Origin of the sequence: Cyclobacterium qasimii M12-11B, from assembly GCF_000427295.1 — a bacterium.
GTDB classification, from domain to species: Bacteria; Bacteroidota; Bacteroidia; order Cytophagales; family Cyclobacteriaceae; genus Cyclobacterium; species Cyclobacterium qasimii.
In genome coordinates, this window is sequence record NZ_ATNM01000142.1 from 59,491 (window position 1) to 85,478 (window position 25,988).

Here is a 25,988-nt window from a genome sequence, read left to right on the forward strand (position 1 = left end):
TAGGGGGGTTATTGCCAATAGGTTAATAGCAAAGGATAAGGTACCATAGAAAGATGACCAAGAAAATATTTTTTATAGCATTTTTTTTAACAGCGATTTCAAATCAAATATTTGCTCAAGGATTTAACCGGTATGCTCGTGAGAAACCATGGTCATTTTCGATACAAGGTGGACCTTCTCAATATTTCGGGGATCTCTACGCCCTTTGGGAATACAAAGAAGGCATTCAACCAGATTATAATGTTGGATTAAGTGCTCGCTATACTTTTGGTACAAATTTGAAAGCAAGGGGAGATATTGGGTTTTACCAGATTTCCGGGCAAGACGATCACGCAGACCCTGAGAGTGGAAGGATACCGCGAAATTTGAATTTTAGAAGTAGAAACTTTGAGGCAGCATTAATGGTTGAATACTATTTGTATCCTGTAAAAGTATACTACGTCTCTAGAGAGTTTTATAATCCATACGTGTTTTTTGGAATAGGAGCGACTACGAATAACCCACAAACACTTTACAGTGGGGAATGGGTGAATTTGCGCCCTTTAAGGACTGAAAATGAATACTATAATGAGATAGTTACAGTCTTTCCCATGGGACTTGGCTTTAAATACAAGGCAAATGTTTACATGGACTTTTTTGTTGAAGGGAGTTATCGGTTTACACTTTCAGATCATCTTGATGATGTTAGTGCATTCAACATCTCTGGGTTTTATGAGGAATTGATAGAAGATTATATAACAGGGCTGGATCCGGACCGTTTGCGTTTTTCTATCAGGGAAGACAGGTTTTTACTCCCAAATGGCGAACCCAATGTGGAATTAATAAGGAATACCAAAGGGAGTGCCAGAAGGGGGAGCGGTGACCCGCGCCTTAATGAACCGGGGGCACGATACGATGGTTATTTCACATTAAACTTTGGTGCTGAAATTTATTTCTCTCTAGATATTTGGGACAATTGGATATTCAGCAAAAGGAATAGAGGATTTAAATTTAGGTAATTTTTTCGCTGGTTATTTTTGTTAATTACGGAGTGATTCACATATAGTCATCTATATTCGAAATGAATAGGGATATTTTTTATACTTTTGGGATTGAATTGACCAATAATTTTACAATTACTGAAAATGTCTGAATATAATTTTCGCACCATTGAAAAAAAATGGCAGGACCGTTGGGAGCAAACGGGAATTTTCAATGCCAATCCTGTAGCAAATAAGCCTAAATTTTATTCTTTGGATATGTTCCCATATCCATCAGGAGCGGGGCTACATGTAGGGCATCCACTGGGGTATATAGCCTCTGATATTGTTACGCGTTATAAAAGGTTAAAAGGATTCAATGTATTGCACCCGATGGGGTATGATTCTTTTGGACTTCCAGCTGAGCAATATGCGATACAGACTGGTCAACATCCGGCGATAACTACCGAAGAGAATATTAAAAGATATACCGAACAGCTTAAAAACATAGGTTTTGCATTTGACTGGACCAAGGAAGTAAGGACTTCAGATCCTGAATACTACCGTTGGACACAGTGGATTTTCATGCAACTTTTTGATAGCTATTATGACTTAGAGGCCAATAAAGCCCAGTCGATAGGCCATCTTATCTCAGTTTTTGAAAAAGATGGAAATCAAAGCCTCAAGGCAGCTTGCGATGAGGATACTGAAGCATTTAGCAAGGAAGATTGGAATAATTATTCTGATGAGGAAAAACAAAAAACACTTTTAAGATATAGGCTAACCTATTTGGCAGAAACTACTGTCAACTGGTGTGTGCCTTGGGTACGGTGCTTTCGAATGATGAGGTCAAAGATGGCTTTTCTGAAAGAGGTGGACATCCTGTAGAAAGAAAACGCATGATGCAATGGAGCATGCGAATAACTGCTTATGCAGAACGTTTGCTCACGGGATTGGAAGGTCTTGACTGGCCTGATCCTGTCAAAGAAATGCAGAGGAATTGGATTGGTAGGTCATTGGGTGCTGAAATGGTATTTGATGTAGAAGGGCATGATGAGAAAATCAAGGTTTTCACTACGCGAATTGATACCATATATGGAGTGACCTACTTGGCGTTAGCTCCCGAGCATGAGTTGGTAGCTAATTTGATCACTGAGGATCAAAGAGAGACAGCTGTTGACTACGTAGCTCAGGCTAAAAACAGGTCAGAGCGAGACAGGATGTCAGATGTGAAAACTATCTCAGGGGCATTCACTGGTAGTTATGCAATAAATCCATTCAATGAAGAAAAAATTCCAATTTGGATAGCTGATTATGTTTTGGCTGGTTACGGAACAGGGGCTGTTATGGCTGTGCCTTCCCATGACGAGCGAGATTTTAATTTCGCAAATCATTTTGGCTTAGAGAAAAGACAAGTACTAGAAGGAGATATGTCCAATGGTTCCTTTCCTGGCAAAGGTGGGACTATCATGAACTCTGGCTTTATAAGTGGAATGAAAATGCAGCAGGCTATGGATAAAGCCATTTCCTTTCTTGAAGAAAAAGGAATAGGAAAAGGCAAAATTCAATATAGAATGAGGGACGCTATTTTTACGCGCCAAAGATATTGGGGTGAGCCACTTCCTGTATATTTCAAAAATAATTTACCTTACCTTATTAATGAGAGTGATTTACCTCTAAGGTTACCTGAAGTAGATAAATATTTACCTACAGAAGATGGAGCTCCACCTCTGGGCAGGGCAAAAGACTGGACTTATAAAACGGAATCGGGAACTTATCCATTGGAAATGAGTACCATGCCAGGTTGGGCAGGTTCAAGTTGGTACTTTTTTAGGTACATGGATGCCAATAATAAAGAGGAGTTTGTTGGTAAAACTGCAGCTGATTATTGGGGAGCTGTTGATTTGTATATAGGAGGAGCTGAGCATGCTACCGGTCACTTGCTTTATTCAAGGTTTTGGACAAAGTTCTTATTTGACAGAGGCCTGGTTTCTATTGAGGAGCCTTTTCAAAAAATGATCAATCAAGGAATGATACAAGGTCGTTCCAACTTTGTTTACCGCAAGAAAGGCACCAATGCTTTTGTAAGTCATGGATTGATCGGCGAGCACGAAGTAAGCCCAATGCATGTGGACGTAAACATAGTCTACAATGATCAACTGGATCTGGAAGCTTTTAAAAATTGGAGACCTGATCTTAAAGACGCTGAATTCATTCTTGAAGATGGCAAGTACAATTGCGGTGCGGAAGTTGAAAAAATGTCCAAGTCCAAATACAATGTGGTCAATCCAGATGATGTCATTGAGAGCTATGGTGCTGATACATTAAGGCTTTATGAAATGTTTCTTGGTCCATTGGAACAATTTAAACCTTGGAATACAAACGGAATTGATGGTGTATTTAAGTTTTTGAAAAAACTTTGGAGACTTTTCCATGACCAAAACGGGGAGTGGAATGTATCAGACAAACCTGCTTCTAAAGAAGCGCTAAAATCCCTGCATAAAACAATGAAAAAAGTGGAGGAAGATATAGAGCGACATGCTTTCAACACCTCTGTTTCTTCATTTATGATTTGTGTAAATGAATTGTCTGCCTTGAAATGCAATAACAAGGATGTTCTGGAGCCACTATTGGTGGTGTTGTCTCCCTACGCACCTCATATTGCTGAAGAATTGTGGGAACGGTTAGGACATCAAGAATCAATTATTAATTCCGAATTCCCTCAAGCAGAGGAGAAATACCTTACGGAAGATAGCCACCAATATCCTGTGTCTATCAATGGTAAAATGAGGGCGAAAATTGAATTGTCATTGAGCCTTTCAAAACAGGAAATAGAAGAAGCAGCACTTGCTGACGAACATATTCAGAAATGGACAAATGGCCAGAAACCTAAAAAGGTCATCGTCGTTCCTGGTAAAATCGTGAACATTGTACTCTAAGCGGAAATAGGGAATAGCTTAACTATTCCCATTGCTTCGTTCAAGTTGAAAATTTCAAAAAGCCCAATTCAATCTGAATTGGGCTTTTTTATACCTAATTTACTATGTTCGAAAAGAGACTGGGTACAGTATGCAAATGTTTTTTCAAACGTAGATATTAAATGAAATCGGGGAATCAAAAGGAATTAATTGTGAATATCCCCAATCTATTTGGTAAATTTGGAATATGAACATAGGGGATAAGGTAAGGTTACTGCATGGAAAGGAGGAAGGTGTTATTACCAAGCTTTCTTCTGGTGGGCAGGTTGAAATTGAAATTGAAGATGGGTTTAGAATTCCAGTATTAAAATCTGAGTTGGTGCTTATCAATGAGGCTGAAGAATCTTATTTTGATACAAAACCCAAAAAGTCTACAAGTTACCTTTCCAGCGTTCCGAAAAGTAACGCTTCTGACAAAGCGGAGGGCGTTTATTTGGCCTATGTTCCTTATAATGATCAGCTGCATGATTTGGTGCTTGTAAATAACTCAACCAAAGATTGCCTTTATTCTTTTGACGAGAGTCAAAGTGTTAAGACAAAAAATATAGGTGCAGGTGTGGTTAAAGCCAAGTCATTTACCAAAATAGGGGAGAAGATGCTTCAGGAGTTTGAGCAATGGCCACCTTTTAGTGTAATGATGGTTTTATTGAACAAGCAATTTGAAAAGCAGCAGCCTGTTCAGGTAAGGAATGTCAAATTAAAAGCTTCATCATTTTTTAAAAGTATGGGCAAAGCACCATTGCTGAATAAAGATGCCTATTTTTTCAGGATTGATGACACTTTAAACACATTGAATGTCAGTAAATTGAATCAGGATCTCAATCCAAAACCGCAAGACATTTATCCTACAGCTAAAGTTAAGAGGCCTCCTGCTTCGGTGGATCTTCATATTGAGAAGTTGTCGGATGATTTCGACTTGATGAGCAATAGTGAAATGTTACAATTGCAGATGAAAACGTTTGAAACGAATCTGAATGATGCAATTGTTTCAGCGATGGATGAGATTGTTTTTATTCACGGCATAGGAAATGGTGTTTTAAGAAAGAATATCCATAAATATTTGAGTCAGTTAAAGGGGATCAAATATTTTAAGGATAGTCAGAAGACTAATTTCGGATACGGAGCTACAACAGTAAAAATAAACGAATAGCGATGGAATCGTCTACCTTACCGCTGATTTTACATGTTTTTGATAAGCACTACGATGCCGGTAAGGCTTTGTTTGAGGAGCTCTCAAAAAAGTTAAAATCAAAAAAATCAATTGAGCTTGAATCTCATTTGGATTTTTTCAGTGTCTATATTCAACTGCTGGAAAGGGCGCATTTTGAAAAGAAGCGTGAGATTAGTCAAATTCTTTCTCCATTTAAGGTATTGCACAAAAACCTTCGGAAAGTAAAGCATATTCGGTTTATTCAAGATGGTTTTTTAACCTATATGCATGCCAATAAGCGACTCTATCCGGATTATGAAAAACTCATCTCCTCAGATAAAAACAGGGTCTATTCTGATGTTTATGAATTGATCTTATCAATACCATTGCAAAAATGGGAGGATCTTTACAGAAACATTTTTCAATATTCAAAAGGGATGTCTATTTTGAGTATTAACACAGCCATTAATCAAATCATCAATGAGGAAGTGGAATACTTCCAATTCGGGACCAAAACAAGACTTGACGCCCAAACAATAAGTGAAATCTATAAAGGCCTTAAGAAAGTTACTGTTTTAGAAAAGATAAGATTATCTATCGGACTAAATAGTATTTTTACCCATGAAGTCCATGAGGAGATAGATGCCTTGGGAACAGTGATGGTGGATTGGCATAAGAATCAATTGCTACTTCAACATCTTGGTAGTCATTTAGGTAAAAAGAAGACATAAGTAAAAAGTATCAACCGGTTCTTACCCTTCTAAAGAAAAACCACAAAGAATTAACAACAGATATCGACAATAGATGTCAATATCTGTTTAAGAAAATGCTTCCTTAATTTAGTCCAATGCCTGAGCAAGGTCATTTTTTAAATCTTCAGCATCCTCAATTCCTACACTTAATCGGATCAAGGAATCTGATAAGCCTACTTTTTCTCTTTCAGATTTAGGAATACTGGCATGTGTCATTGTAGCAGGATGACCGCAAAGGGATTCAACTCCACCTAAAGACTCCGCCAAAACAAAAATTTCAAAACTTTCCAATACTTTAATGGCATCCTCAATTTTGTTCCCTATCAGGGTGAAAGAAATCATGCCGCCAAAATACTTCATTTGTTTTTTGGCTACCAGATGGTTAGGATGGTCTTCAAAACCCGGCCAAAAGACTTTATCTACCTTGGGGTGGTTAATTAGATAGGCAGCTATTGTTTTGCCATTCTGGCAATGCCTTTCCATTCTAAGGTGCAAAGTTTTAATACCTCTAAGTACCAAAAAACAATCTTGAGGACCCGGTACAGCTCCACAGGAGTTCTGAATGAACGCAAGGTCATCTGCAAGTTTCTTGTCCTTGACTATTAAAGCCCCCATGACAACATCTGAATGGCCAGCAAGGTATTTGGTCACTGAGTGCATTACCAGGTCAGCACCTAAGTCTAACGGGGTTTGAAGAAAGGGTGTGGCGAAAGTATTGTCCACACCAAAAAGAACCTTATGACTTTTTGCTATTTCCCCTAGCGCTTTGATGTCGATAATGTTCATCATAGGGTTAGTGGGCGTTTCTGCCCATATCAACTTTGTATTCTTGCTGATAAGTGGCAAGATGTCTTCTGGTTTTTCCATGTTTACGAAATGAAATTTTATCCCGTATTTTGAAAAAACTTTAGTGAAAATCCTGTAAGTACCTCCGTAAAGATCATTAGTGCTGATGACTTCATCTCCTGGCTCCAATAATTTCAATAGGCAGTCGATGGCAGCCATCCCAGAAGAGAAACACAATCCATGATTGCCATTTTCCAATGCTGCAAGGTTGTTTTCTAGCGCTTGTCTGGTAGGGTTTTGGGTTCTGGAGTATTCAAAACCTTTATGATCACCTGGCGATTTCTGTACGTAAGTTGAAGTTTGGAAGATAGGGGTCATGATTGCCCCTGTGCCTGGATCTGGTTTGATCCCTGCATGTATGGCTTTTGTAGCAAATTTCATAAGTCAAATATATAGGGTTATTATACCAAATAAGGCAATTTCCTATCTAAAGCCTGTATTTGATTAAATATTAGTCAGAATTATTTTTAGTTTTGTCCAAAGATGGACAAAAAACCTCCTATTTTCAAGCATTTTAGAAATATCTATAGCAAAAGCCCCTGGGTTTTAGTGTCTATTCTTTGGGTAAGCATACTTCCGACAATAGGTGCTGTTACCCTTGGAAACTGGATTTACAGGAATTGGGCTGAGCTAGAATTACTACCAATTGATCAACCCAATATAGCCTTAATATACTGCCTTACCGGAACGGTACTAATGGGGTTGGCATTGGTGCCAACCACTTTTTTCGCAGTAGTGACAGGTTTTTTATTTGGCTGGCAAGCATTTCCATATCTGGTATTATCCTATACGCTGGCAAGCGCAGTAGGGTATTTGTTGGGTAGGGTGTTGGAGAAAGATAGCCTTGAATGGATTTTGGAACCCTATCCAAAGGCAAGTCAATTGATCCACGATAAAAAGGAGCAAATGGGGAAATTGATCTTTTATATCAGGATCAGTCCTGTTATCCCTTTTGCCATTTCTAATTTGGTTTTCGCACTTTTAGATACCGGTTTGAAGAGGGTCTTGTGGTTTGGTTTTGTTGGGATGCTGCCAAGAACCTTGCTTGCGTTTTCTTCAGGTGCATTTGCAGGAAGTATTCAGGATGCGCTCTCCTCCAATGCTTCAGTGTGGCAATATTTGTTGATAGGAGGGCTTTTGTTAGTAAGCGTGTGGGGTATTTATAGTTTCTTTACCAAGCCAGGCAAAAATGCCCATTCATAGTTGAATCCTATTTACTTCAAAACCCTTGTCCTTCAAAAGGGTAATGATGCCATTGGGCCCTGCAAGATGCCCGGCACCAACGGCAAAAAAAGCACTATTTTCATTCATTATCTGAGTCATAGGGGCTACCCAATTCTTGTTCCTGTCAGAAATGAACTCATCTTGATAATTCTTGTATTCTGGACTTTCGGAAACCATTTCAAATAGGTCGAGAATATCCTCTTCCTTATAGGCTTTGATTAACTTTTTAAACTCTTCCTGTCCTTTTTCTAAGTCATTTACATAACTGTAAAAGCTTTGGTATTGATCCTTTAGTGGGATAAGGTCAAAAAGAGACATCTGGTCTTCAATAGTCTCTAGTCCCATCACCTCCATTTTGGCTGCTTTTGCAAGGATCATTAATTCATTTTCAAAAGACTTTGTTTCACATTCAAGTAAGTTGTTGTAGATCAGTGACATCAGTACCATTGGGTGCATTTCCTGTAGCATGTCCATGTCCATTCCTGTTCTTTCTTTTAGGAAAGTATGGACATTTTGGTACTCTTCTTTCGTTAGAAAATCATTGATCTTTTGGCCGCCTTTATTGTAGAGGTTCTCGCTCATTGCTGCTTGTAGATCAGGGTCATCCATGTCTATTTCAAGCACGAGAACATCTGATTCCGATATCTTGCCAGCTATTTTGGTATTCAGCGAAAAATCTCCTTCACACATAAGATGAATAGTACCAAAAAGATAGGAGGGGTTAGGGTTATTTTGACTTGAAATTTCCCAAAACACACCCTCTTCTTCTTGTCCAAATGCAGTTAAAGATCCCAGAAAAAACAGCCAAATAAAGTAAGCTCCCTTTAACATTTTAATATTACCTTTTTAACCGCTAAAAGTTTTGTCCAAATGGCGGTCACTTGATTTTACATTTTCAAATTCCAAAAATTGTTCCCAAAATGCTTCCTCAGGTAAAGCGGCTCTTAGGATTAATTTCTCCTTTTTGATAGGATGAACAAATACCAAATGAAAAGCATGTAGGTTAATGCTTGCATCTGGATTTGGCTTTGGAAAGCCATACTTTACATCTCCTCTAATAGGGCAATCCATGGAGGCCAATTGCACACGCAACTGATGTGGTCGTCCTGTAACAGGACGGAGTTCTAGTAACCAATGATCGTTTAATTTGCCTAACCTTTTGTAGGTCATTTCAGATTTCTTGGACTCTGGAACTTCCTTGTCGTAAGCTTTTGAAACGTTTCTGTCGGAATCTTTTACCAACCAATGCGTTAATTTCCCTGCCTCTTCTCTTGGTTTCTTTTTAACCAATGCCCAGTAAACTTTGTGAACTTCTCTTTTCCTGAACAAGGCAGTCATTCTTTCCAATGCCTTTGAGGTTCTTGCAAAAACCACCACCCCACTGACAGGACGGTCTAATCTATGTACTGGGTGCAAGAAAACAGCTCCCGGTTTGTTGTATTTATTTGCTATATAGGTTTTACAAAGATCTGTAAGCGTTTTGTCGCCTGTTTTATCTCCCTGGACCAAAATCCCAGCAGATTTGTTGACTATCAGCAAGTGATTGTCCTCAAATATTACATTAAATGGCTTTTTCATGTTTTCTCAGGTTTGATAAATAGGTTAATATTCTGATGTATTATGGAATTCAATTTCAGGGAAATTGTCCTGAACCATTTGTAACCAGGCCTTGGTCTCGGCCATGAATACTAATTTCCCATTTCTATCTTTTGCGATATGCCTTTGTTTTGAACGGATGAACTCATCCAATTTCTTTTTGTCCGTGCTGGTGATCCAACAAGCCTTATATAGGTTCATTGGAACGAAATCCGCAGTGGCATTGTATTCATTTTTCAACCTGAACTTTATTACTTCAAATTGAAGTTGGCCTACGGTGCCTACTACTTTTCTAGATCCTATTTCAAAGGTAAAGAGTTGTGCAACCCCTTCTTCCATTAATTGTTGCAAGCCTTTTTCTAGTTGCTTGGTTTTCATAGCATCCTTGTTTACTACTTCCCTGAAAATTTCCGGGGAAAAACTTGGGATGCCTTTGAAAGTTAGGTTCTCACCATCAGTTAAACTGTCCCCAATTTTCAAATTCCCTGTATCGTAAAGTCCTACGATATCACCAGGGAAAGCTTCTTCAATTATTTCTTTGTCCTGAGCCATAAAGGAAGTGACATTAGAAAAACGAAGTGGTTTGGTGCCTCTTACATGGTTATACGGTTTGTTCCTTTGAAATGTCCCTGAACATATGCGTAAAAAGGCGATACGGTTCCTATGTTTAGGGTCCATGTTGGCGTGAATCTTGAAAATAAATCCGCTGAAATTATCTTCATCAGGTTTTACTTCACGTTCTTCCGTCTGTCGGCTTTTTGGGCTAGGAGCTATTTGGATAAATGTATCCAACATTTCTTTGATACCAAAATTGTTAACTGCAGAGCCAAAAAATACAGGGGCAACAGTGCCTTCCAAATATTCCTTAGGGTCAAAATCAGGGTAAACCCCTTCAATTAATTCTACATCTTCTCTAAGTTGATCTGCCAGACTGGTTCCGATGCGTTCATCTAGTTTTTCGGAACTTAAATCTTCAATTACAACCCTGTCATCACTGATTTTTCGTTGACTAGGGGTGAACAGGTTCAATTGTTTGTCATAAAGGTTGTAAACACCTTTAAATGATTTCCCCATGGAAATGGGCCATGAGAGGGGTCTTACCTTTATGTTTAATTTGGACTCCACTTCATCCAACAAGTCGTAAGGATCACGGCCCTCTCTATCGAGTTTATTAATAAAGCAAATAACAGGTGTTTTTCTCATCCTGCATACTTCCATTAATTTTTCAGTTTGAATTTCCACCCCTTTTACGCAGTCAATAACCATAATCACTGAATCCACAGCTGTGAGCGTGCGGTAGGTGTCTTCTGCAAAGTCTTGGTGACCTGGAGTGTCAAGGAGGTTTATTTTCTGCCCCTTATATTCAAAACCCATTACAGAGGTAGCCACAGATATTCCTCTCTGCTTTTCAATCTCCATCCAATCGGACTTGGTAGCAGTATCTATTTTATTTGATTTTACCGCCCCTGCTGTTTTGATAGCACCTCCAAAAAGCAGCATCTTCTCTGTTAATGTGGTCTTACCTGCATCAGGGTGAGCTATAATTCCAAAAGTTTTTCTTTTCGCTATCTCTTGAGTTAGGGTCATGGTGCATAGGTGTTTTCAGCGTGCAAAGGTAGGTAAATCAGTTGACAATGTCAGGCATTATCCTGATGGGTATAAGTATTGTTTAGGAAAATTTGAATTTTGTTTGTTTGACTAATTTGCCTTAATTTTGAAATTGTATCAGTTTATAAATGAATTCAATTGAACTTTTCTTCCACAGGTTTTTCAAATTTATTTGGAATGCCATCTTTGTGCTGACTTATCCCATTCTGGCAACTTTTGGGTTGGTGTTTATCGGTATTACCCTTTTCTTTTCGTGGGTTTCATCTTTTTTGACCAAATTTAGCGGTTCTGTGCCTAAAATATTGAGTAAATCAGAATGGGTTTTACTAACAGATGAATCAAGTCTGATTGAAGGAAAGCTTCATAAGCAGATAATTTTTGGGCCTGAGTGTTACCATATTCGTCGGACAGATGGAATACCGTCCGTTCTTGAGGATGATATTTTTGGAAAACGAGTCATTATTCTGAAGGAAGGATGGTTGCTGGAAAAATGGAACACGACAGAATTGGCTAATATTCCTGATTTTGATATCTGCTTATATGATCCTGAAGAAGATAAAATAACAAGTCTGGCAAATATTAAGTGCTTTGACTGGCATGTAGCAGAGCAGGACGAGCAATCTTTATTGCTTAAGTGGTTTGATGGTACTCAAGGTGGTGAGGTAAAAGTGGTACTGACAGATGGATGATCTAAAGGGTTTTCTGGATGAAAAGGTCATGCTTTTTAATCAGCCTTCTTTTATTGAGAATGATCCCATCTCTATACCCCATCGATTCTCGAAATTACAAGACATTGAAATTTCAGGGTTTTTTGCTGCAGTTCTCGCTTGGGGCCAACGCAAAACCATTATCAATAAAAGTCTGGAGTTAATGGACATGATGGGCAATAGCCCTTATGATTTTGTTTTAAACCATTCTGAGAGTGACTTGAAACAATTGATGAAATTCAAACACCGCACTTTTAATGATTTAGATACCCTCTATTTTATCGATTTTTTTTCAAGGTATTACCGCGAAAACCACAGCCTTGAGCATGCTTTTTCCCTTGGTTATACTCCTGATATTGATGCCATGGAAATGCTTCTCACTAATTTTCATGACAGTTTTTTTCAATCCCCTGATGCACCGCAGCGCACCAGAAAGCACGTTGCAACCCCAAAAAAGAAGTCCGCATGCAAAAGGATCAATATGTTTTTGAGGTGGATGGTGAGAAAGGATGACATGGGAGTGGATTTTGGCCTTTGGGATAAAATAGCTCCATCTCAATTAATTTGCCCTTGCGACCTTCATGTGGATCGAATAGGCAGGTCCTTAGGGTTGATCCAAAGGAAACAAACAGACTGGCTTACAGCGATGGAATTAACAAGGAACTTACGGATTTTTGACGCAGTCGACCCTGTAAAATATGATTTTGCTTTATTTGGATTAGGGGTGTTGCAAAATGAGGAAAAGGCAGGCCTAAAGTAAAAGGTTTTATGAATTTGAAACCTTAACTATAGCACTTGCCCAATTTTAGAACCCCGTAGGGTTTTGTATTATTAAGGTTGCCAGACATCTGGACCTTTTCGCCATTCTGCCAAGGTATTCATGTCCTCTTCGGATACATATCCTTGTTCTAATGCTTGAGGAAGCAAAGAGCTGTAGTCGCTCAAACAATAGAGTTTCACGTCTTCCTTCTCGAAATTTATGTCGGATATCTCAAACCCATAGGTAAAAATGGCCACCATACCCAATACCTCAAAACCTGCTGCTCGTAGATCTTTAACAGCTTTGAGTGAACTTCCTCCTGTAGAAACAAGGTCTTCTACGACTACAACCTTTTGGCCGGGAGTGATTTTCCCTTCAATCATATTTTCCATCCCATGCCCCTTTGCTTTAGAGCGGACATAGATAAAAGGGACATCAAGTTTATCGGCAATTAATACACCTTGCGGAATACCTGCTGTAGCTACTCCTGCTATAGCTTCAATATTTAGAAAGTGGGTACGAACCACACTTGTTAATTTTTCTTGAATAATTTTCCTAACCTCAGGATAAGAAAGTGAAAGCCTATTGTCACAGTAAATAGGGGATTTCCATCCAGATGCCCAGGTGAAAGGATCCTTTGGTGACAGTTTGATGGCTTTTATTTCAAGTAGCTTTTTTGCGATTTGAGAAGCGGTGCTTTGATCATAAATTTCCATGCGATAAATTTAACCATTTAAAATTTACTCAGGGTTGTGCACGCTGGAAAAAAATTGCAATTTTGAAAAAATTAGATCGTTTTATGAAAATCTTTATCAACGATAAACCACTGGATCTTGTGGCAACAAAGGATTTCTTGCCAAAAAAGTCGTTTGAGTGTGTTTATGATAATCCCGTAGAATTACCAGCGTCAGCAGATTTTTATGATGACGTTCTGATAAAAAATCCGTCAAAAGACATAATCGTTCAGCTGCTTTTCTTAATGCGAACGAGGAAGCTTAAAAACCTGGATAGTATTACCCTTGTGACTGAGGAGAAATCTGAACTTAAAAAATTCATTAAAAGCAGATTTGTAATCATTAAAGCCGCAGGGGGTGTAGTGACCAAGGAAGATAAAGTGTTGTTTATTTATAGGCTGGGTAAATGGGATCTTCCAAAAGGGAAATTTGAAAAGAAAGAGACGCCTGAAGGCTGTGCTGCCAGGGAGGTAGAGGAAGAATGTAACATTAAAGTGAAGCTTGATGAGCTTATCTGTGTTACATGGCATACCTATACTCAAAACAGGAAGAGTATACTTAAGAAGACCTATTGGTTCAATATGAAGTCTCTTAATGATTCAAAAATGAAACCTCAGGTTGAGGAAGGAATTATGGATATTAAGTGGTTGAAGCATCATGAAGCTAAAACAGCATTAATCAATTCCTACCCTTCAATGCGGTATCTCTACAAGCAATTTTTGAAGACAAACCCAGAGATTATTCAGACCTTATAGGGGAGGAACTTGTTCACATTGCCGCCGTATTTATGGACTTCTCTAATGATAGTAGAGCTGATGGCGGCATACTCGGGAGTGGTGATTAGAAACACTGTTTCCAATGATTCGTTGAGGTACCTGTTCATTTGACTGATAGTGTTTTCGTATTCAAAGTCAGTAGTGTTTCTTAATCCACGAAGCAGGTACCTGGCTTCGTGCTTTTTTGCAAGAGAAGAAGTTAACTCATCGTAAACAATCACTTTAACAGATGGATTCTTTTTGTAGGTATTTTTGATTTTTTCTACCATAAAATCAATGTCAAAATACCTGTTTTTCTTACTTGTATTGTGCCCTACGCTGATAATAACCTCATCGAAAATATTTAATCCTCTCATGACAATGTCATGATGACCATTAGTGAAAGGGTCAAATGAACCTGGAAAAAGCGCTGTTTTCTTCATGAAACAATTTTTTGTTGCCAGAAAGCCTCTAAAAGTTGCGTGTTCATAAAGGATTCTGCCCCCTTAAGGTAGGATACATTTTGAGTGGGGGTAATTAAATGTATGTTTTTGAAATAAAGCTCCATATTATCCATGTTGGTGTGAAGCCATTCAGGGTTGCCAAAGAAACGAATCTTACAATGTGTCCGATCAAAAGCCATCTGTTGGATAAAGGTGAATAAATAGCGTAAAAACGCAGCTTCATCCGTAATAATAAACCTGTTGAAAAGGTTTAATTCACCCTCATTGAAAGCAGCCAAATACATGCAATCTGGAGAAGCGTGAATAAATAATTCTTGATTAAGTAAATCTTTCGTTTGAGTCAGGAAAAAGCCCAACACATGTGCTGCGCCATGGGTTATTTCCAGTTCAGGTAATTTTTTATCAAGACTGTCTATTAAGTTTTTATTTGCCATCCCCAGAATTTGAATGGTATTATTGGAAACGCCAGTATAAGTAACGCTTTCCTCTAATTCATTGACCTCAGTGGCAAAACTTAGGTACCTAGCCCCTTGAGAGGGGTTGAACAAGGATGTGGGGACTAAAGTGAATTTTTGGTGATGAACATAGAGTTTTCCCACAGTATTTGGAGCATTAAAAATTGCTTCTGTTTCTATGAGATGCTGTATGGTTTTCTGGTCCTGGAAAGAATAGGTATAAGTAGCTGTTATGTCCTTATTCTCACCTGCGTGTGCGATGACAACTAATAATTTTTCATATAAGAAAAGCGATAAACTTGATATGGCTTGCATATCAAATTTATCGCTAATGAATTTGCTTTGGATATGGGAACCTGCCGTATCCAAATTTATTCCCAGTTTCCTGAAGTAGAAGAGTCAGTTCTTGAACCAACCCTTAAAGCCTTCTCATTGTTATTTCTTCTTCTCTCTGGATTACGAGGTGCTGGGTCTCTGATTTCAAACACAGCGATTTCTCTGCTGCTACGTTCGATTTTGTCAGCGAAGAATTCAAATGTTTTTCCTCCTGATCCAGGTACAACATTTAATAATTCCAGGTCAAAATCAGGGTATTTAGCTTCGTTGAAAAGAGAATCCTGAACATTAACAGAACCTAAAGTATCTAAAGTTACAGTAGTTTCTTCTTTACCATAGTCTAGCAACTTGGTGGTTTCAGTTCTTTGAACCAAATATATACTACCATCTGTAATGAACTTTTTAAGTTCTTCCCAATTGGAAGCATAACCGTCGTTGGCAGCTTGGTAGGCAATTTGGGCATCTCTAAGCATTTCCAGCTTTTCAATAATTCTTTCTTCAGTCCTATTTAGTACTTTTTCTTCTTCTACAACTTCGTCCACTCCTAGATAAAGCTTGTACCCGAGACCTAAGGCTCCCAATAGAAAAACAATCGATAAGATTTTACTCAATGTCATTTTGAATATCTTTAAAGCGTAATTAAATTATTATAAAGAATTGATGGTTCGTAATTAGAATGCTATTTTATGCATTTATTTCCAAAATTAAAATATCCTTTCCATATTCTTACATCTTTCAGGGAATTTATTCTTCCAAATAAAGCATGTTTTTGATGGGAGGGGATTTTTTTGATTTCCTCAATGCTAAGAAATTTAACCTCTTCTATAACCTGATTGTTGGTATCTAGCTCAGGATCAATTCCAACCTCTAATTTACCATTTGTTTGGCTAACTTCAAAGAACAATTCAATTGCGTGTAATGGTGGCTCCAAAAATTCATGCACAAATAAGTAATCTCCAACGTCAATACCTAAGCCAGTTTCTTCCATGAATTCCCTTTGTAGATTCTCTTTGGCATCCTGGCCGAACTGCATTCCACCACCAGGGACATTCCAAAACCAATGGTCGTTGCCCATCTGATGTTTTATCATTAATAATTTATTATCCTGGATGAGAAGGCCGTTAACTCTCGTTCTGAGCCTGTTTCCGAAATTATCAATAATGTCCTTTTTTATGTTCGGCTTTTTCATCTTAGTTTCGCAATAGATGCATAAAGATAAGCAAGCAAGTCCAAAGCCATCAGAAAGAATTAGAAAATTTTTCCCCCATCAGCCAACCACTGATCAGGATAGTTTTTTTGGTTCGATGGATAAATTTTTAGATAAATCAGTTCCTTCGGGTGCCACATTTATTCTAAAGGGGTACGCAGGAACAGGGAAGACAACGGTTTTGGCTGCCTTGGTCAAGGCTTTGCCCTCATTGGGCTTGCGTGCCGTAATGCTAGCTCCGACCGGACGCGCCGCAAAAGTAATGAGTACCTATGCTGAAAAGACAGGCTACACCATTCATAAGATCATCTATCGTGCCAAGCAAGGAGCGGCTGAGGGGGCTGAGAGTTTCACTGTACAGAAGAATTACTATCAAAAATCTGTATTTATTATTGATGAAGCATCAATGCTTTCCGATGATAGAATGAGTGGGAAGTCGCTTCTGGCAGATCTTATAGGTTTTGTCTTTCAAAATCCAGAAAATCGACTGCTTTTAATAGGGGATATTGCTCAATTGCCACCTGTAGGGAGTGAGGATAGTCCTGGGTTGGATAAAAATTATCTTATAAGGAATTATAAACTTGATGTAAATGAAGCCTTGCTTACCATTGTAACTAGGCAAGAGCAGGATTCAGGTATTTTGGCCAATGCTACCTCCTTGAGGAATGAGGTGCTTAAAGTGAAACCGAAAATCTTATTTACTTCCAAAGGGTTTAAGGATTTTTACCGAATGACCGGCGAAAGACTGGAAGATGGCCTGAGGTATGCTTATGATAAATTTGGCCTGGACAATACGATGATCATTACCCGATCCAATAAATCGGCGGTTCAATACAATAAATACATTAGAAATTCTATTTTTTATTATGAAGACGAATTAAGTGCCGGAGAGCGGTTAATGATTGTTAAAAACAATTATACCTATATGGAGTCCTCTGATAAGGTAAGCTTTTTGGCCAACGGTGATTTTGTAGAGATACTTAAAATTCGTTCATTTGAGGAATTATATGGCCTAAGGTTTGCTACACTTGAATTAAGATTAATAGATTATCCAGACGAGGTTCCGTTTGAGGCTCGAGTTATATTGGATACCTTGCACTCCAATAAGCCCGCTTTGACATTTGAGGAATGGAAGGCGCTTTACCAGCAAGTGGCTGAGGACTATCAGGATCTGGAACAGAAGAGCAAGATAAGGGAAGCGATGAGTAAAGATCCTTATTTGAATGCCCTTCAGGTGAAATATGCCTATACCTTAACTTGTCATAAATCACAAGGAGGGCAGTGGGATGCTGTTTTTGTTGATCAGGGATACCTTAATGAGGAGCAAATTGATAAAAATTATGTCAGATGGTTGTATACAGCCATGACACGAGCAAAAAAAGAATTGTTTATGGTGAACTTTCATAACAATTTTTTTATTAAATAGTAATGTACTGATAAGTTGGAATGAATTAAATTTGATGAATATGAAAAGGTTATTAACAGTAGTATTGGCGGTTGTTTTAAGTACAGCATTTGTGATCGCCCAAGAAAAAACAGTAGATGGTCCCGTAATTACCTTCGAGTCTGATTCAAAAGATTTTGGAGATATCAAGCAAGGAGACAAGGTGGAGAATGTTTTCAAATTTGAAAACACCGGCAAAGCCCCATTAATTATTTCAAATGTAGCAGCAACTTGCGGCTGTACAGTGCCTAGCTGGCCTAAAGAGCCAATAGCGCCAGGTAAAAAAGCTGAGATCAAGGTGTCCTTTAATTCCGCAGGGAAAATGGGCAAACAAAATAGCGTGGTGAGGATATATTCCAATGCTAGTGAACCTATCGAAAAGGTTTCACTTATTTCAAATGTCTTACCTAAATAAAACCCAACTTTTGCTTTCAAGCAATGATATAAACCTGCCCACTTAAATTGGGCAGGTTTTTTTATTCCATCTTGACAATCCTAATAGAAGAGCACACCTATACCATTTCATCTAAAATTTCAAAATGGATTGGCTTAAAAGTCCCGCCATTGCTGTCTTCTGCTGAACAAGCTGTTAAGGCAACGATGAGGTCCATTTTAGCCTCGAAGAGGATATAATCTCCCTTCTGGCTGAGTGGCGGAAGGACTTTTAATTTTCCGTCTTGCCCAAATTGCACATTCATAAAAATATTAAAAGCCGTGGGGATATCATCTGGTTTAATTCCATATGGTGCTAAGCTAGTATACAAATTCTCAAAGCAACTGGGATGATAGTCGTGAATGTTATACATAATTTTAAATGTTTCAGGGCTACAAGGGGCAAGTAGGAAATCGTTTCTTCCATTGGTGTCCATGATTATTCTCATCATTTGGCTGCCCCTGTTACTCCAAAGGTGATGGTTGGTGGTAATGAGAATTGTTTCTTCAAAATCCAAAGTCTTCCCGGAGGACAACTTCTCACCAATATCATTTGCATTAAAAAGCACCATATCACTCACTTGCATCCCTTCTGGGTCGATGACTTTCAACTTTTGACCTTTGAATAACTTAAAGGCAGCTCCCGACTGTTTTTTAATAATATTCATGCTAAGCTTTTAAGGTTTTTTAGTATTTAATAGTGTTGATTTGATTGTATTATTTGGTTTAAACCGATTTTTAAACTTCACTTTTTGGGTGAAAGGGACATTCCCAATTATCGGCTATGTTTCGGCCACTGTATTGAATAGCTTCACTGCTGTCCCCATAATCCTTTAATACTGGGTTTATGTTACCTTGAAATGCAATATCCCGCGCTCTTATTTTATCACGGACTTTATGGAAGGCTTTCATTTCCCGCAATTGTTCAAATTGACTGTGCAAATTAAATACCATCGTGGGGTAAGGAGATCTTCTGGCCAATCGTGAGCTATGGGGATGCATACCGACAACATAGAAAGCATGACCTGCTATGCTGAAGCTGAAATTAACGTTTTCAGGATCACTACTTACATTTGGATCCCAGGGCTGCTCGTCTATTTCATAAATATATTGCAATTGTTTCCACAACAATTGTTCAAATTCCTCTTCTGAATCTACCTGTGTATGAGGGAAAGCAGCTATAAAGGATTTAAATGTATTATTGTTAAAGTCATAATTGGACAAATAAGCTTTGAGCGCACTCAACATTTTTACAGCGGTGTTTTTTGAAGCCAGTTCATCAAACAGCTTGAGTTCGAAATTATTTAATTTGAACACCGCATTGGCCATTATACATGGGTGTTCATTGTCAACAATAAATTTTTTAAATTCCTGATTTATCTGCTGTGGTTTAGGGCCACCTTTTGGGCTGTTATTAGTGGGTTCCATGATAATTAAATTTAAGTTGGTTTGTCTTTAGTCTTCAATCATTGGTACAACTTTCAGACCTTTTACTTCTTCGGGTGCTTTAGAGCTAATTTTTAATGCAATAGGGATAATCTGCAATGTTAGGGTGTGGCAGGATTGCTTTTCTGAGTATTTTCACAAGTTTCGGTACTTAAACATCTCTTTTAGCCTTTGCTTGACGTTTTCTTTATTGATTTAGGTCGAGGGCTGGCTTATAAGTGTTGGATGTCTCTATATTGTTTTATTCTCCCTCTCAATTGAGTCAATTAATTCATTAATTGAGTTCCTGAATGATGTTTCCCTGGCTTAATTTGGTTTTTTTAACCAATACAGGTATATGAATAAACCAAAGGAGTTTCCAAGTCAATCACAGCAACAACCTGGTGATGAACATAAGATGAAGCCAGTCCCTGAGATCATCCGGGAAAATTATAAGGGAAGTGACAAATTGATAAATAAAGTTGCACTTATAACAGGGGGAGATAGTGGTATAGGTAGAAGTGTGGCAGTACATTTCGCAAGAGAAGGCGCGGATGTTGCTATTGTTTATTTAAATGAAATTACCGACGCAAAAGAAACCCAGAGGTTGATTCAAAAAGAAGGGAGAAAATGTGTTTTAATAGAAGGGGATGTCAGGCAGGAAAATTTTTGCAAGGAGCTTGTTGAAGAATGCGTCGATTCATTGGTTAGTTTAAATATTTTAGTTTGTAATGCTGCGATGCAGTTCCCGAAAAATTCATTGAGTGAAATTAACAGTGATCAACTGCATAAAACTTTTGAAACAAACATCTATTCATTTTTTTATGTGACGAGGGCAGCTTTGTCACACTTAAAGGAAGGAGATACGATCATTAACACCGCTTCAGTTACCGCTTACAGGGGCAGTGAACATTTAATTGACTATTCCAGTACTAAAGGTGCTATCGTGAGTTTTACACGTTCTCTTTCTCAAAATTTAGCAAAAAAGAAAATCAGGGTAAATGGTGTCGCACCAGGGCCTATTTGGACACCTCTTATTCCTGCTACTTTTGATGAGGTATCAGATTTCGGTCAAGATACTCCTCTTGGGCGAGCAGGGCAGCCAAGTGAGGTGGCACCGGCCTATGTGTATCTTGCGAGTGAGGATAGCAGTTATGTAACGGGGCAATTTATCCACGTAAATGGAGGGGAACTGATTGGTGGTTAAATGGGCACCCCTAATTTGGTGTTCTCCTTGCAGGAAATAAAGCTTATTGTTTTATAAGTAAGAAGGCTACAATTCTGGCTGTCAATTAATTTCCTGCCTTTTTCCTGCTTTTAATGGTCTGTCATTCCTTTGAATATTTCGCGGATCTGCAATGCCCATTGACTGTAAATATACTTGCTGGGGTGCAATCCGTCGGTCACCAGATTTTCTGCAAGACCTCCGTTCTCTCTGTAGCGGTCTGTTATATTTATAAAATGCAGTCCATGTTTTGAAGCTTCATCCTTTATTACAGCATTAAAGGCATCTATTTCCTTTTTAATTTGATGTTGAGGTTTTGTTGCGGATTGAGCAAAACTGGTAACTCCCCAATCAGGAATTGAAATGAGCACTAAGTTTTTTTGGTTGTTATCTCCAAGAAACCCGCGGGTGACCACTATCAATTCGATCAATTCTTTCTTGAACTGATCTAAAGTTTGGCCTCTGTACTGATTGTTTACACCTATAAGAAGGCTGGCAATGTCAAAAGAACCTTCTCCAATGTCTTCCGGCTTAACTGCGTCAAGCAATTCTCCACTAGTCCATCCGGTTTTTGCGATGACTTTGATAGAAGAGAAGTTGAAGCCTTCTTTTTCGAGCATCTTTACTACTTGTAAGGGATAAGTGTTTTCAGCACTTTCTCCTTCTCCTATAGTATAACTATCTCCCAAAGCCAGGTATTTTAATCCATCGGTTTGGGTTTTAGTAATTGGGATGTTATTATTTTCGATCATTGATTCATTGTTTTTACATGAAGCGATTACCGATACGCACAAAATTGAAATAGCAAGAATACTCCAGTTTCGAACGGTATTCAAATGGACCTTCACTGATTTATCTGGACTGTTCGAAAATGGGCTGCATGGTGGTTATTGTGCCCTTGTCAGCATCCAGCATAACCTTAGCGCCAAATGGCAATAGAAATTGTTTGGGGATGTGGCCAATCATTGCACCCCGATAAGCAGGAATTTTATGAGGAAGGAGGTAATCGTCAAAAATCTGATCTATGGTCAGGTTTCCATACCCTCCGCTTGGATCACAGTCTGTACATTGACCAAAAACGAAACCTTTTATTTCTTCGAAAACCCCCATTAACATAAGGGTACTCATCATGCGGTCTATCCTGTAGGGTTCTTCGCCTATGTCCTCAAGGAAAAGAATTTTGTCTTTGAAGGAAGGGAGGTATGGTGACCCTGCGAGTGAAGTAAGCACAGTTAAGTTTCCTCCTACAAGATCTCCAACAGCCTTTCCGGGGAAAATTGTCCTTATTCTGTTCTCTTTTATGACCAGGTCTTCCGTTTCTTCTACCTCATTTTCAAAATGGATGTTATCATTTTGTTCAAAAAAAACGCTTTTAAACTGATCCACATTGAATTTCCCCCAATTTCCTGATCCATTAGGCCCATGGAAAGTTATGAGGCCTGTTTTTGAATGAATGGCATTGTGTAAAGCTGTGATGTCGCTATAGCCAAGAATAGGCTTGGGATTTTTTTTGATAATTTCGTAATCGATCAGGGGAAGTATTCTGGAAGCACCAGAACCACCTCTGATACAGACAATTGCTTTTACCGTTTTATTGGCAAACATCTCATTTAAGTCAGCGGCCCTTTCCTGGTCTGTGCCCGCCAAGTGTCCATTTCTGTTTCGGAGGTGCTTTCCTTCGATTACTTTAAGGCCTAATCCTTCCATAGCCTCTTTGGCAAAGGTGAATTGCATCAGGTCTGCTGTAGCGGATGATGGGCTTACAAGCCCCACCAAATCCCCCGGTTTTAAAGCATTGGGCAATAATTTTTTAGCCAGAGAAGTTTTTTGAAATGGCTGAGAAAATCCTAAAACTGGTAAAACCCCCAGCCCAACAGTTTGTAAAAAGCGTCTTTTTTTCATTGCGGTATTTAGAAATTATCACGGATATAGAGCAATACCTTTTCCATTTCAGTCCTTACCACTGTTGCTTTGTAGGGGTAGTTGTTGTTCATAAATGCAAAGGCATAGATTTTATTCTTTTTTGTTTTTATATAACCGACCAGGCAATGATTGTTACTAATGGTACCAGTTTTAGCCATGATGTACGGCGTAGAAGCTGAATAATTATACTTTAAAGTACCAGTTCTTCCGCCCATTGGCAACAAACTGAATAGCTCATTGTCTGGGAATAACCGATAAATTTTTTCTATTAGAGCCACCATCGTACGAGGAGTGACCAAATTGTGCCTGGAAAGACCGGATCCATCTACCCACTGAGGGTCATCCGGTAAGTCATAAAGATAAGTTTTTTTAATGTATTCAATAGCTTTTTCACTGTCCAGTTCCAAAAAGACCTGATCGGATATTTGTAGAAGCAGTTGTTCGGCAATAAAATTATCGCTTTCCAATAACATTTCTTTATATAATGCCTTGGTTGGAATTCCTTTTAGTAGGAAGTGTTCAGGGGGTAATTTTGAATCAGAAAGTTTAACAGGGGTTCCCCAATCCTTGGTAGCCAAAGTTGCGAAAATTTCTGGGGAGGTCATAAAAGGTACTTTACTGTCCCTTCCATTATAAGTTCTCGGGTTGTAGTAAAATTGATTGTTTCGCCAATTCCTTTGCACATTCTTAACTGACTTGTCTGAATATTCAACAGTAAAGATGTTTGGGCTTAAAATGGGTTTGTTATTGACGTTTTTTGAACTGGCTAGGTTGCCATACAGTGGTATTGGCGATTTTTCTGCAGCATAAGAATAATAATAGTCGTCCCATTGCCAGCCAAAACCAAATGGATCGTTTTTCCAATTGCTTTCTGAGTAGTTTATTGTGTCGTAAGTCGCTAAGAATGCTTTTATATTTGGATTGGGTAAAGCAGGGTATTTCCAGGAAGGGTCACCTGTTCCCCATATGGTTACATTTTTTCCATTCGGGACAAACCTTAAAAACGTAGTGCTGTCTGTAAGGACCATCATGGCCCCAAAAAAGGTGAAGAGTTTAGTGGTGGATGCTGGAATGAAGTACAGGTGGCTGTTTTTCTCGTAGCGGACCATTTGGCTATCAAGATCATAGAGCATGAATCCGGTAAGGTGGTTGTCAAAAAAGGAATTCTCCCCCATTAACTTGTCTAAACCTAAAAATGTAGCCTTTACGTCTTGCGCCTGAGCGTTTTGAAAAATAAACAGCCATATTAAAATCGCTGATAAAAACTTTAATTTCATAAAATTGTATTAGCTATTATTTCCCGAAACTCAATAGTAACATTACCCATCCTAAAATAAAAGAAAGGCCTCCTAAAGGGGTTACGGCACCTAACCATGTGACTTGGCTCAAACAAAGAACATACAAGCTGCCTGAAAAAATTAATATCCCTACTATGAAAAAGATGGCACTGTAATTAAGCCGTTTTTTATCAGGGTATAAATGGTATAAAATACCGATAAGTAAAAGTGCAAAAGTATGATAGAAATGGTAGTTGACAGCGGTTTCGTAGGTGTCCAATCTTCCAGTACTCACCAAAAGTTCCTCTAAAGCATGGGCTCCGAATGCACCAAAAATAACAGCAAGAGCTCCAAAAACAGCTGCTGTTTGAATTATTTGACTAGCTTTCATAATAGTTAATTGTAATTTCTAGAACCAAAAATAGCACTTCCTATCCTTACCATAGTGCTTCCTTCTTGCTGTGCCAGCAGGTAATCACTGCTCATGCCCATTGAAATTTCTTTCATTTCAACATTCTTAGGGAGGGGTAGTTTTTTCAAATTGTCAAACAGGTCCTTTAAAGTTTTAAACTCTCCCCTAATTACTGCCTCATCAGTAGTGTTTGTAGCCATACCCATTAGCCCTACTATTTGAATATTGTTCATAGTGTTTATTTCTTCACCCAAAAGGAAGGAATTTAATTCTTCTTTGTCCCAGCCGAATTTTGTCTCTTCATTGGCTATATAGACTTGCAATAAACAGCTTATTGTTTTACCCACTTTTTCTGCCTCCTTATTAATTTGTTTTAACAATCGCAAAGAGTCCACACTGTGTATCAAATGAATAAATGGAACAATAAATTTCACTTTATTGCGCTGCAAATGGCCTATCATGTGCCACTTTATATCCTTGGGTAACTGGGCTGCTTTATCAGTGATCTCTTGAACTTTGTTCTCCCCAAAATCCCGTATGCCTGCATCATAGGCTTGCTGAATAGCAGTATTTGGTTTAGTCTTGCTCACTGCCACCAGAAGGCAATCTGGGTTTGGAAAAGTGGCTTTAACTTTTTCTAAATTTTGGCTTATTTCTGTTTTTTGCATTTTCTAATGTAATTACATCAGTTTCGAGTATGAGAACAAAGATATTGGTATATCGGAGACATTGCTAAATATTTCAAGCTTAAACAAGCTGAATATTTTTTATTTAAAAATGCGAGGAAGTTAAAGATGGTTTATGGATTAGGGTTAGTCCTAAAATGTTCTCAATTTCCTCAGGAAGTGATTTTATTTCGGATGTAATTGAGCATTGCCTATTTCGGTTTGGTGAAGAAAAAGATGTTTCTTTTCATTCATGCATTTTTAGTGTTTATTGGATTGAATAGATTTTGATTTTGTTGAACAATACCTTCAAAAGCTTACTATAATACTGAACTTCAACTTATTTTATTCCATCGTTGGTCAAGTATATTTGTGTTTCAGAGCTTTTAGTTAAATCCCTCCCGACTGTATAAAAATTATTTTTCGTTCAAAAATTAATAAATGGGTGGCAGTATTTTTTTTTCTGTTTATTATATTCTACATTTCTATGGAATTTAAGATTATTTAACCTTTTATCATCATTTTGAGCCATTTGTAAAGATTTTCGTTTCCAGTAATGTGACTTCTGTCCATTAATCTGAAAAAGAGTCTTAGGGGATATTCTCCATTGGTATAAAAAGAGGCTAAAGGGGAAGGAATGTTTAAGTTTTGTTT

The 25,988-nt window shown here is 38.3% G+C and carries 26 protein-coding genes and 1 pseudogene; 11 read left to right on the forward strand and 16 right to left on the reverse strand.

The features are described 5' to 3' along the window. The first annotated feature begins 53 nt into the window (after positions 1-53). The 4 genes and pseudogenes from ADICYQ_RS18255 to ADICYQ_RS18270 all read left to right on the forward strand — a co-directional run bounded on the left by ADICYQ_RS18255 (position 54) and on the right by ADICYQ_RS18270 (position 5,818). Complete coding sequence (locus tag ADICYQ_RS18255; RefSeq protein WP_020891788.1) at positions 54-998, forward strand: hypothetical protein; 945 nt, start codon at positions 54-56, stop codon at positions 996-998. A 126-nt stretch (positions 999-1,124) separates the two neighbouring features. Further along, positions 1,125-3,898 (forward strand): annotated as a pseudogene (gene leuS / locus ADICYQ_RS18260) (leucine--tRNA ligase). 226 nt (positions 3,899-4,124) lie between these two features. Further along, positions 4,125-5,087: a DUF8465 domain-containing protein gene (locus ADICYQ_RS18265; protein ID WP_020891792.1), complete on the forward strand. Its 963-nt coding sequence runs from the start codon at positions 4,125-4,127 to the stop codon at positions 5,085-5,087. Positions 5,088-5,089: 2 nt separating this feature from the next. Beyond that, on the forward strand, positions 5,090-5,818 hold the full coding sequence (locus ADICYQ_RS18270) for a hypothetical protein (protein ID WP_020891793.1): 729 nt from the start codon (positions 5,090-5,092) through the stop codon (positions 5,816-5,818). Positions 5,819-5,926: 108 nt separating this feature from the next. Here ADICYQ_RS18270 and ADICYQ_RS18275 read toward each other — a convergent pair whose 3' ends face one another. Beyond that, entirely contained in the window at positions 5,927-7,066 is a 1,140-nt protein-coding gene (locus tag ADICYQ_RS18275; RefSeq protein ID WP_020891794.1) for a cystathionine gamma-synthase, read from the reverse strand. 102 nt (positions 7,067-7,168) lie between these two features. Here ADICYQ_RS18275 and ADICYQ_RS18280 point away from each other — a divergent pair, with 102 nt between their 5' ends. Next, positions 7,169-7,888: a TVP38/TMEM64 family protein gene (locus tag ADICYQ_RS18280; RefSeq protein WP_020891795.1), complete on the forward strand. Its 720-nt coding sequence runs from the start codon at positions 7,169-7,171 to the stop codon at positions 7,886-7,888. On the opposite strand, the gene ADICYQ_RS18285 is transcribed toward ADICYQ_RS18280, so the two are convergent. Genes ADICYQ_RS18285 through ADICYQ_RS18295 form a run of 3 tightly spaced genes read right to left on the reverse strand, consistent with a single transcriptional unit; the run spans position 7,883 to position 11,092 of the window. Next, positions 7,883-8,740 carry a TraB/GumN family protein gene (locus tag ADICYQ_RS18285; protein WP_020891796.1) on the reverse strand — a complete coding sequence of 286 codons (858 nt, stop codon included), beginning with the start codon at positions 8,738-8,740 and terminating at the stop codon, positions 7,883-7,885. The two genes, ADICYQ_RS18280 and ADICYQ_RS18285, sit on opposite strands and share 6 nt — an antisense overlap. A gap of 15 nt (positions 8,741-8,755) precedes the next feature. Beyond that, positions 8,756-9,487: an RluA family pseudouridine synthase gene (locus ADICYQ_RS18290; protein WP_020891797.1), complete on the reverse strand. Its 732-nt coding sequence runs from the start codon at positions 9,485-9,487 to the stop codon at positions 8,756-8,758. A 24-nt stretch (positions 9,488-9,511) separates the two neighbouring features. Beyond that, the gene (locus tag ADICYQ_RS18295) at positions 9,512-11,092 is read right to left on the reverse strand and encodes a peptide chain release factor 3 (RefSeq protein ID WP_020891798.1); all 1,581 of its coding nucleotides are present in this window, start codon (positions 11,090-11,092) and stop codon (positions 9,512-9,514) included. 149 nt (positions 11,093-11,241) lie between these two features. Here ADICYQ_RS18295 and ADICYQ_RS18300 point away from each other — a divergent pair, with 149 nt between their 5' ends. Together ADICYQ_RS18300 and ADICYQ_RS18305 are read left to right on the forward strand one after the other, a co-directional pair. Next, positions 11,242-11,802 (forward strand): hypothetical protein, encoded by a 561-nt coding sequence (locus tag ADICYQ_RS18300; RefSeq protein ID WP_020891799.1) that lies wholly within the window; start codon positions 11,242-11,244, stop codon positions 11,800-11,802. Then, a complete protein-coding gene (locus tag ADICYQ_RS18305; RefSeq protein WP_020891800.1) occupies positions 11,795-12,580 on the forward strand; it encodes a TIGR02757 family protein in 786 nt (261 codons plus the stop codon). Before ADICYQ_RS18300 ends, ADICYQ_RS18305 begins: the two co-directional genes overlap by 8 nt. Positions 12,581-12,651: 71 nt before the next feature. Here the strand turns inward: ADICYQ_RS18305 and pyrE are convergent, their stop codons facing one another. Next, positions 12,652-13,296: an orotate phosphoribosyltransferase gene (gene pyrE / locus ADICYQ_RS18310; protein WP_020891801.1), complete on the reverse strand. Its 645-nt coding sequence runs from the start codon at positions 13,294-13,296 to the stop codon at positions 12,652-12,654. A gap of 83 nt (positions 13,297-13,379) precedes the next feature. On the opposite strand from pyrE, the gene ADICYQ_RS18315 reads away from it, so the two are divergent. Beyond that, positions 13,380-14,069 (forward strand): NUDIX hydrolase, encoded by a 690-nt coding sequence (locus ADICYQ_RS18315; protein ID WP_020891802.1) that lies wholly within the window; start codon positions 13,380-13,382, stop codon positions 14,067-14,069. Here ADICYQ_RS18315 and coaD read toward each other — a convergent pair. The 4 genes from coaD to ADICYQ_RS18335 all read right to left on the reverse strand — a co-directional run bounded on the left by coaD (position 14,057) and on the right by ADICYQ_RS18335 (position 16,513). Further along, the gene (gene coaD / locus ADICYQ_RS18320; protein ID WP_020891803.1) at positions 14,057-14,512 is read right to left on the reverse strand and encodes a pantetheine-phosphate adenylyltransferase; all 456 of its coding nucleotides are present in this window, start codon (positions 14,510-14,512) and stop codon (positions 14,057-14,059) included. The genes ADICYQ_RS18315 and coaD overlap by 13 nt on opposite strands. Further along, positions 14,509-15,303, reverse strand: coding sequence for a DUF3822 family protein (locus tag ADICYQ_RS18325; protein WP_020891804.1), 795 nt, complete (start codon positions 15,301-15,303; stop codon positions 14,509-14,511). Before ADICYQ_RS18325 ends, coaD begins: the two co-directional genes overlap by 4 nt. A gap of 56 nt (positions 15,304-15,359) precedes the next feature. After that, positions 15,360-15,941, reverse strand: coding sequence for a hypothetical protein (locus tag ADICYQ_RS18330; protein WP_020891805.1), 582 nt, complete (start codon positions 15,939-15,941; stop codon positions 15,360-15,362). A gap of 62 nt (positions 15,942-16,003) precedes the next feature. Further along, positions 16,004-16,513 carry an NUDIX domain-containing protein gene (locus ADICYQ_RS18335; RefSeq protein ID WP_040417034.1) on the reverse strand — a complete coding sequence of 170 codons (510 nt, stop codon included), beginning with the start codon at positions 16,511-16,513 and terminating at the stop codon, positions 16,004-16,006. A 16-nt stretch (positions 16,514-16,529) separates the two neighbouring features. Here ADICYQ_RS18335 and ADICYQ_RS18340 point away from each other — a divergent pair, with 16 nt between their 5' ends. Both ADICYQ_RS18340 and ADICYQ_RS18345 read left to right on the forward strand, forming a co-directional pair. After that, positions 16,530-17,957, forward strand: a complete 1,428-nt coding sequence (locus tag ADICYQ_RS18340) for an ATP-dependent DNA helicase (protein WP_020891807.1) — start codon at positions 16,530-16,532, stop codon at positions 17,955-17,957. A 40-nt stretch (positions 17,958-17,997) separates the two neighbouring features. Then, complete coding sequence (locus tag ADICYQ_RS18345; protein WP_040417037.1) at positions 17,998-18,390, forward strand: DUF1573 domain-containing protein; 393 nt, start codon at positions 17,998-18,000, stop codon at positions 18,388-18,390. 97 nt (positions 18,391-18,487) lie between these two features. On the opposite strand, the gene ADICYQ_RS18350 is transcribed toward ADICYQ_RS18345, so the two are convergent. Next, entirely contained in the window at positions 18,488-19,075 is a 588-nt protein-coding gene (locus tag ADICYQ_RS18350) for a DUF1989 domain-containing protein (RefSeq protein WP_020891809.1), read from the reverse strand. A gap of 70 nt (positions 19,076-19,145) precedes the next feature. Further along, positions 19,146-19,835, reverse strand: coding sequence for a guanitoxin biosynthesis heme-dependent pre-guanitoxin N-hydroxylase GntA (gene gntA, locus ADICYQ_RS18355; protein ID WP_051160275.1), 690 nt, complete (start codon positions 19,833-19,835; stop codon positions 19,146-19,148). A 355-nt stretch (positions 19,836-20,190) separates the two neighbouring features. On the opposite strand from gntA, the gene ADICYQ_RS18360 reads away from it, so the two are divergent. Continuing rightward, the gene (locus ADICYQ_RS18360) at positions 20,191-21,039 is read left to right on the forward strand and encodes an SDR family oxidoreductase (protein ID WP_020891811.1); all 849 of its coding nucleotides are present in this window, start codon (positions 20,191-20,193) and stop codon (positions 21,037-21,039) included. Between the two features lie 110 nt (positions 21,040-21,149). Here ADICYQ_RS18360 and ADICYQ_RS18365 read toward each other — a convergent pair whose 3' ends face one another. The 5 genes from ADICYQ_RS18365 to ADICYQ_RS18385 form a co-directional block, all read right to left on the reverse strand. After that, positions 21,150-21,809, reverse strand: a complete 660-nt coding sequence (locus tag ADICYQ_RS18365) for an SGNH/GDSL hydrolase family protein (RefSeq protein ID WP_020891812.1) — start codon at positions 21,807-21,809, stop codon at positions 21,150-21,152. Between the two features lie 100 nt (positions 21,810-21,909). Further along, positions 21,910-22,959 (reverse strand): S66 peptidase family protein, encoded by a 1,050-nt coding sequence (locus ADICYQ_RS18370; RefSeq protein ID WP_020891813.1) that lies wholly within the window; start codon positions 22,957-22,959, stop codon positions 21,910-21,912. A gap of 8 nt (positions 22,960-22,967) precedes the next feature. Beyond that, a complete protein-coding gene (locus tag ADICYQ_RS18375) occupies positions 22,968-24,257 on the reverse strand; it encodes a D-alanyl-D-alanine carboxypeptidase (protein WP_020891814.1) in 1,290 nt (429 codons plus the stop codon). Between the two features lie 16 nt (positions 24,258-24,273). Then, the gene (locus ADICYQ_RS18380; protein WP_020891815.1) at positions 24,274-24,648 is read right to left on the reverse strand and encodes a DUF423 domain-containing protein; all 375 of its coding nucleotides are present in this window, start codon (positions 24,646-24,648) and stop codon (positions 24,274-24,276) included. A 5-nt stretch (positions 24,649-24,653) separates the two neighbouring features. Next, positions 24,654-25,337: a YggS family pyridoxal phosphate-dependent enzyme gene (locus tag ADICYQ_RS18385; protein WP_020891816.1), complete on the reverse strand. Its 684-nt coding sequence runs from the start codon at positions 25,335-25,337 to the stop codon at positions 24,654-24,656. Between the last annotated feature and the right edge of the window lie 651 nt (positions 25,338-25,988).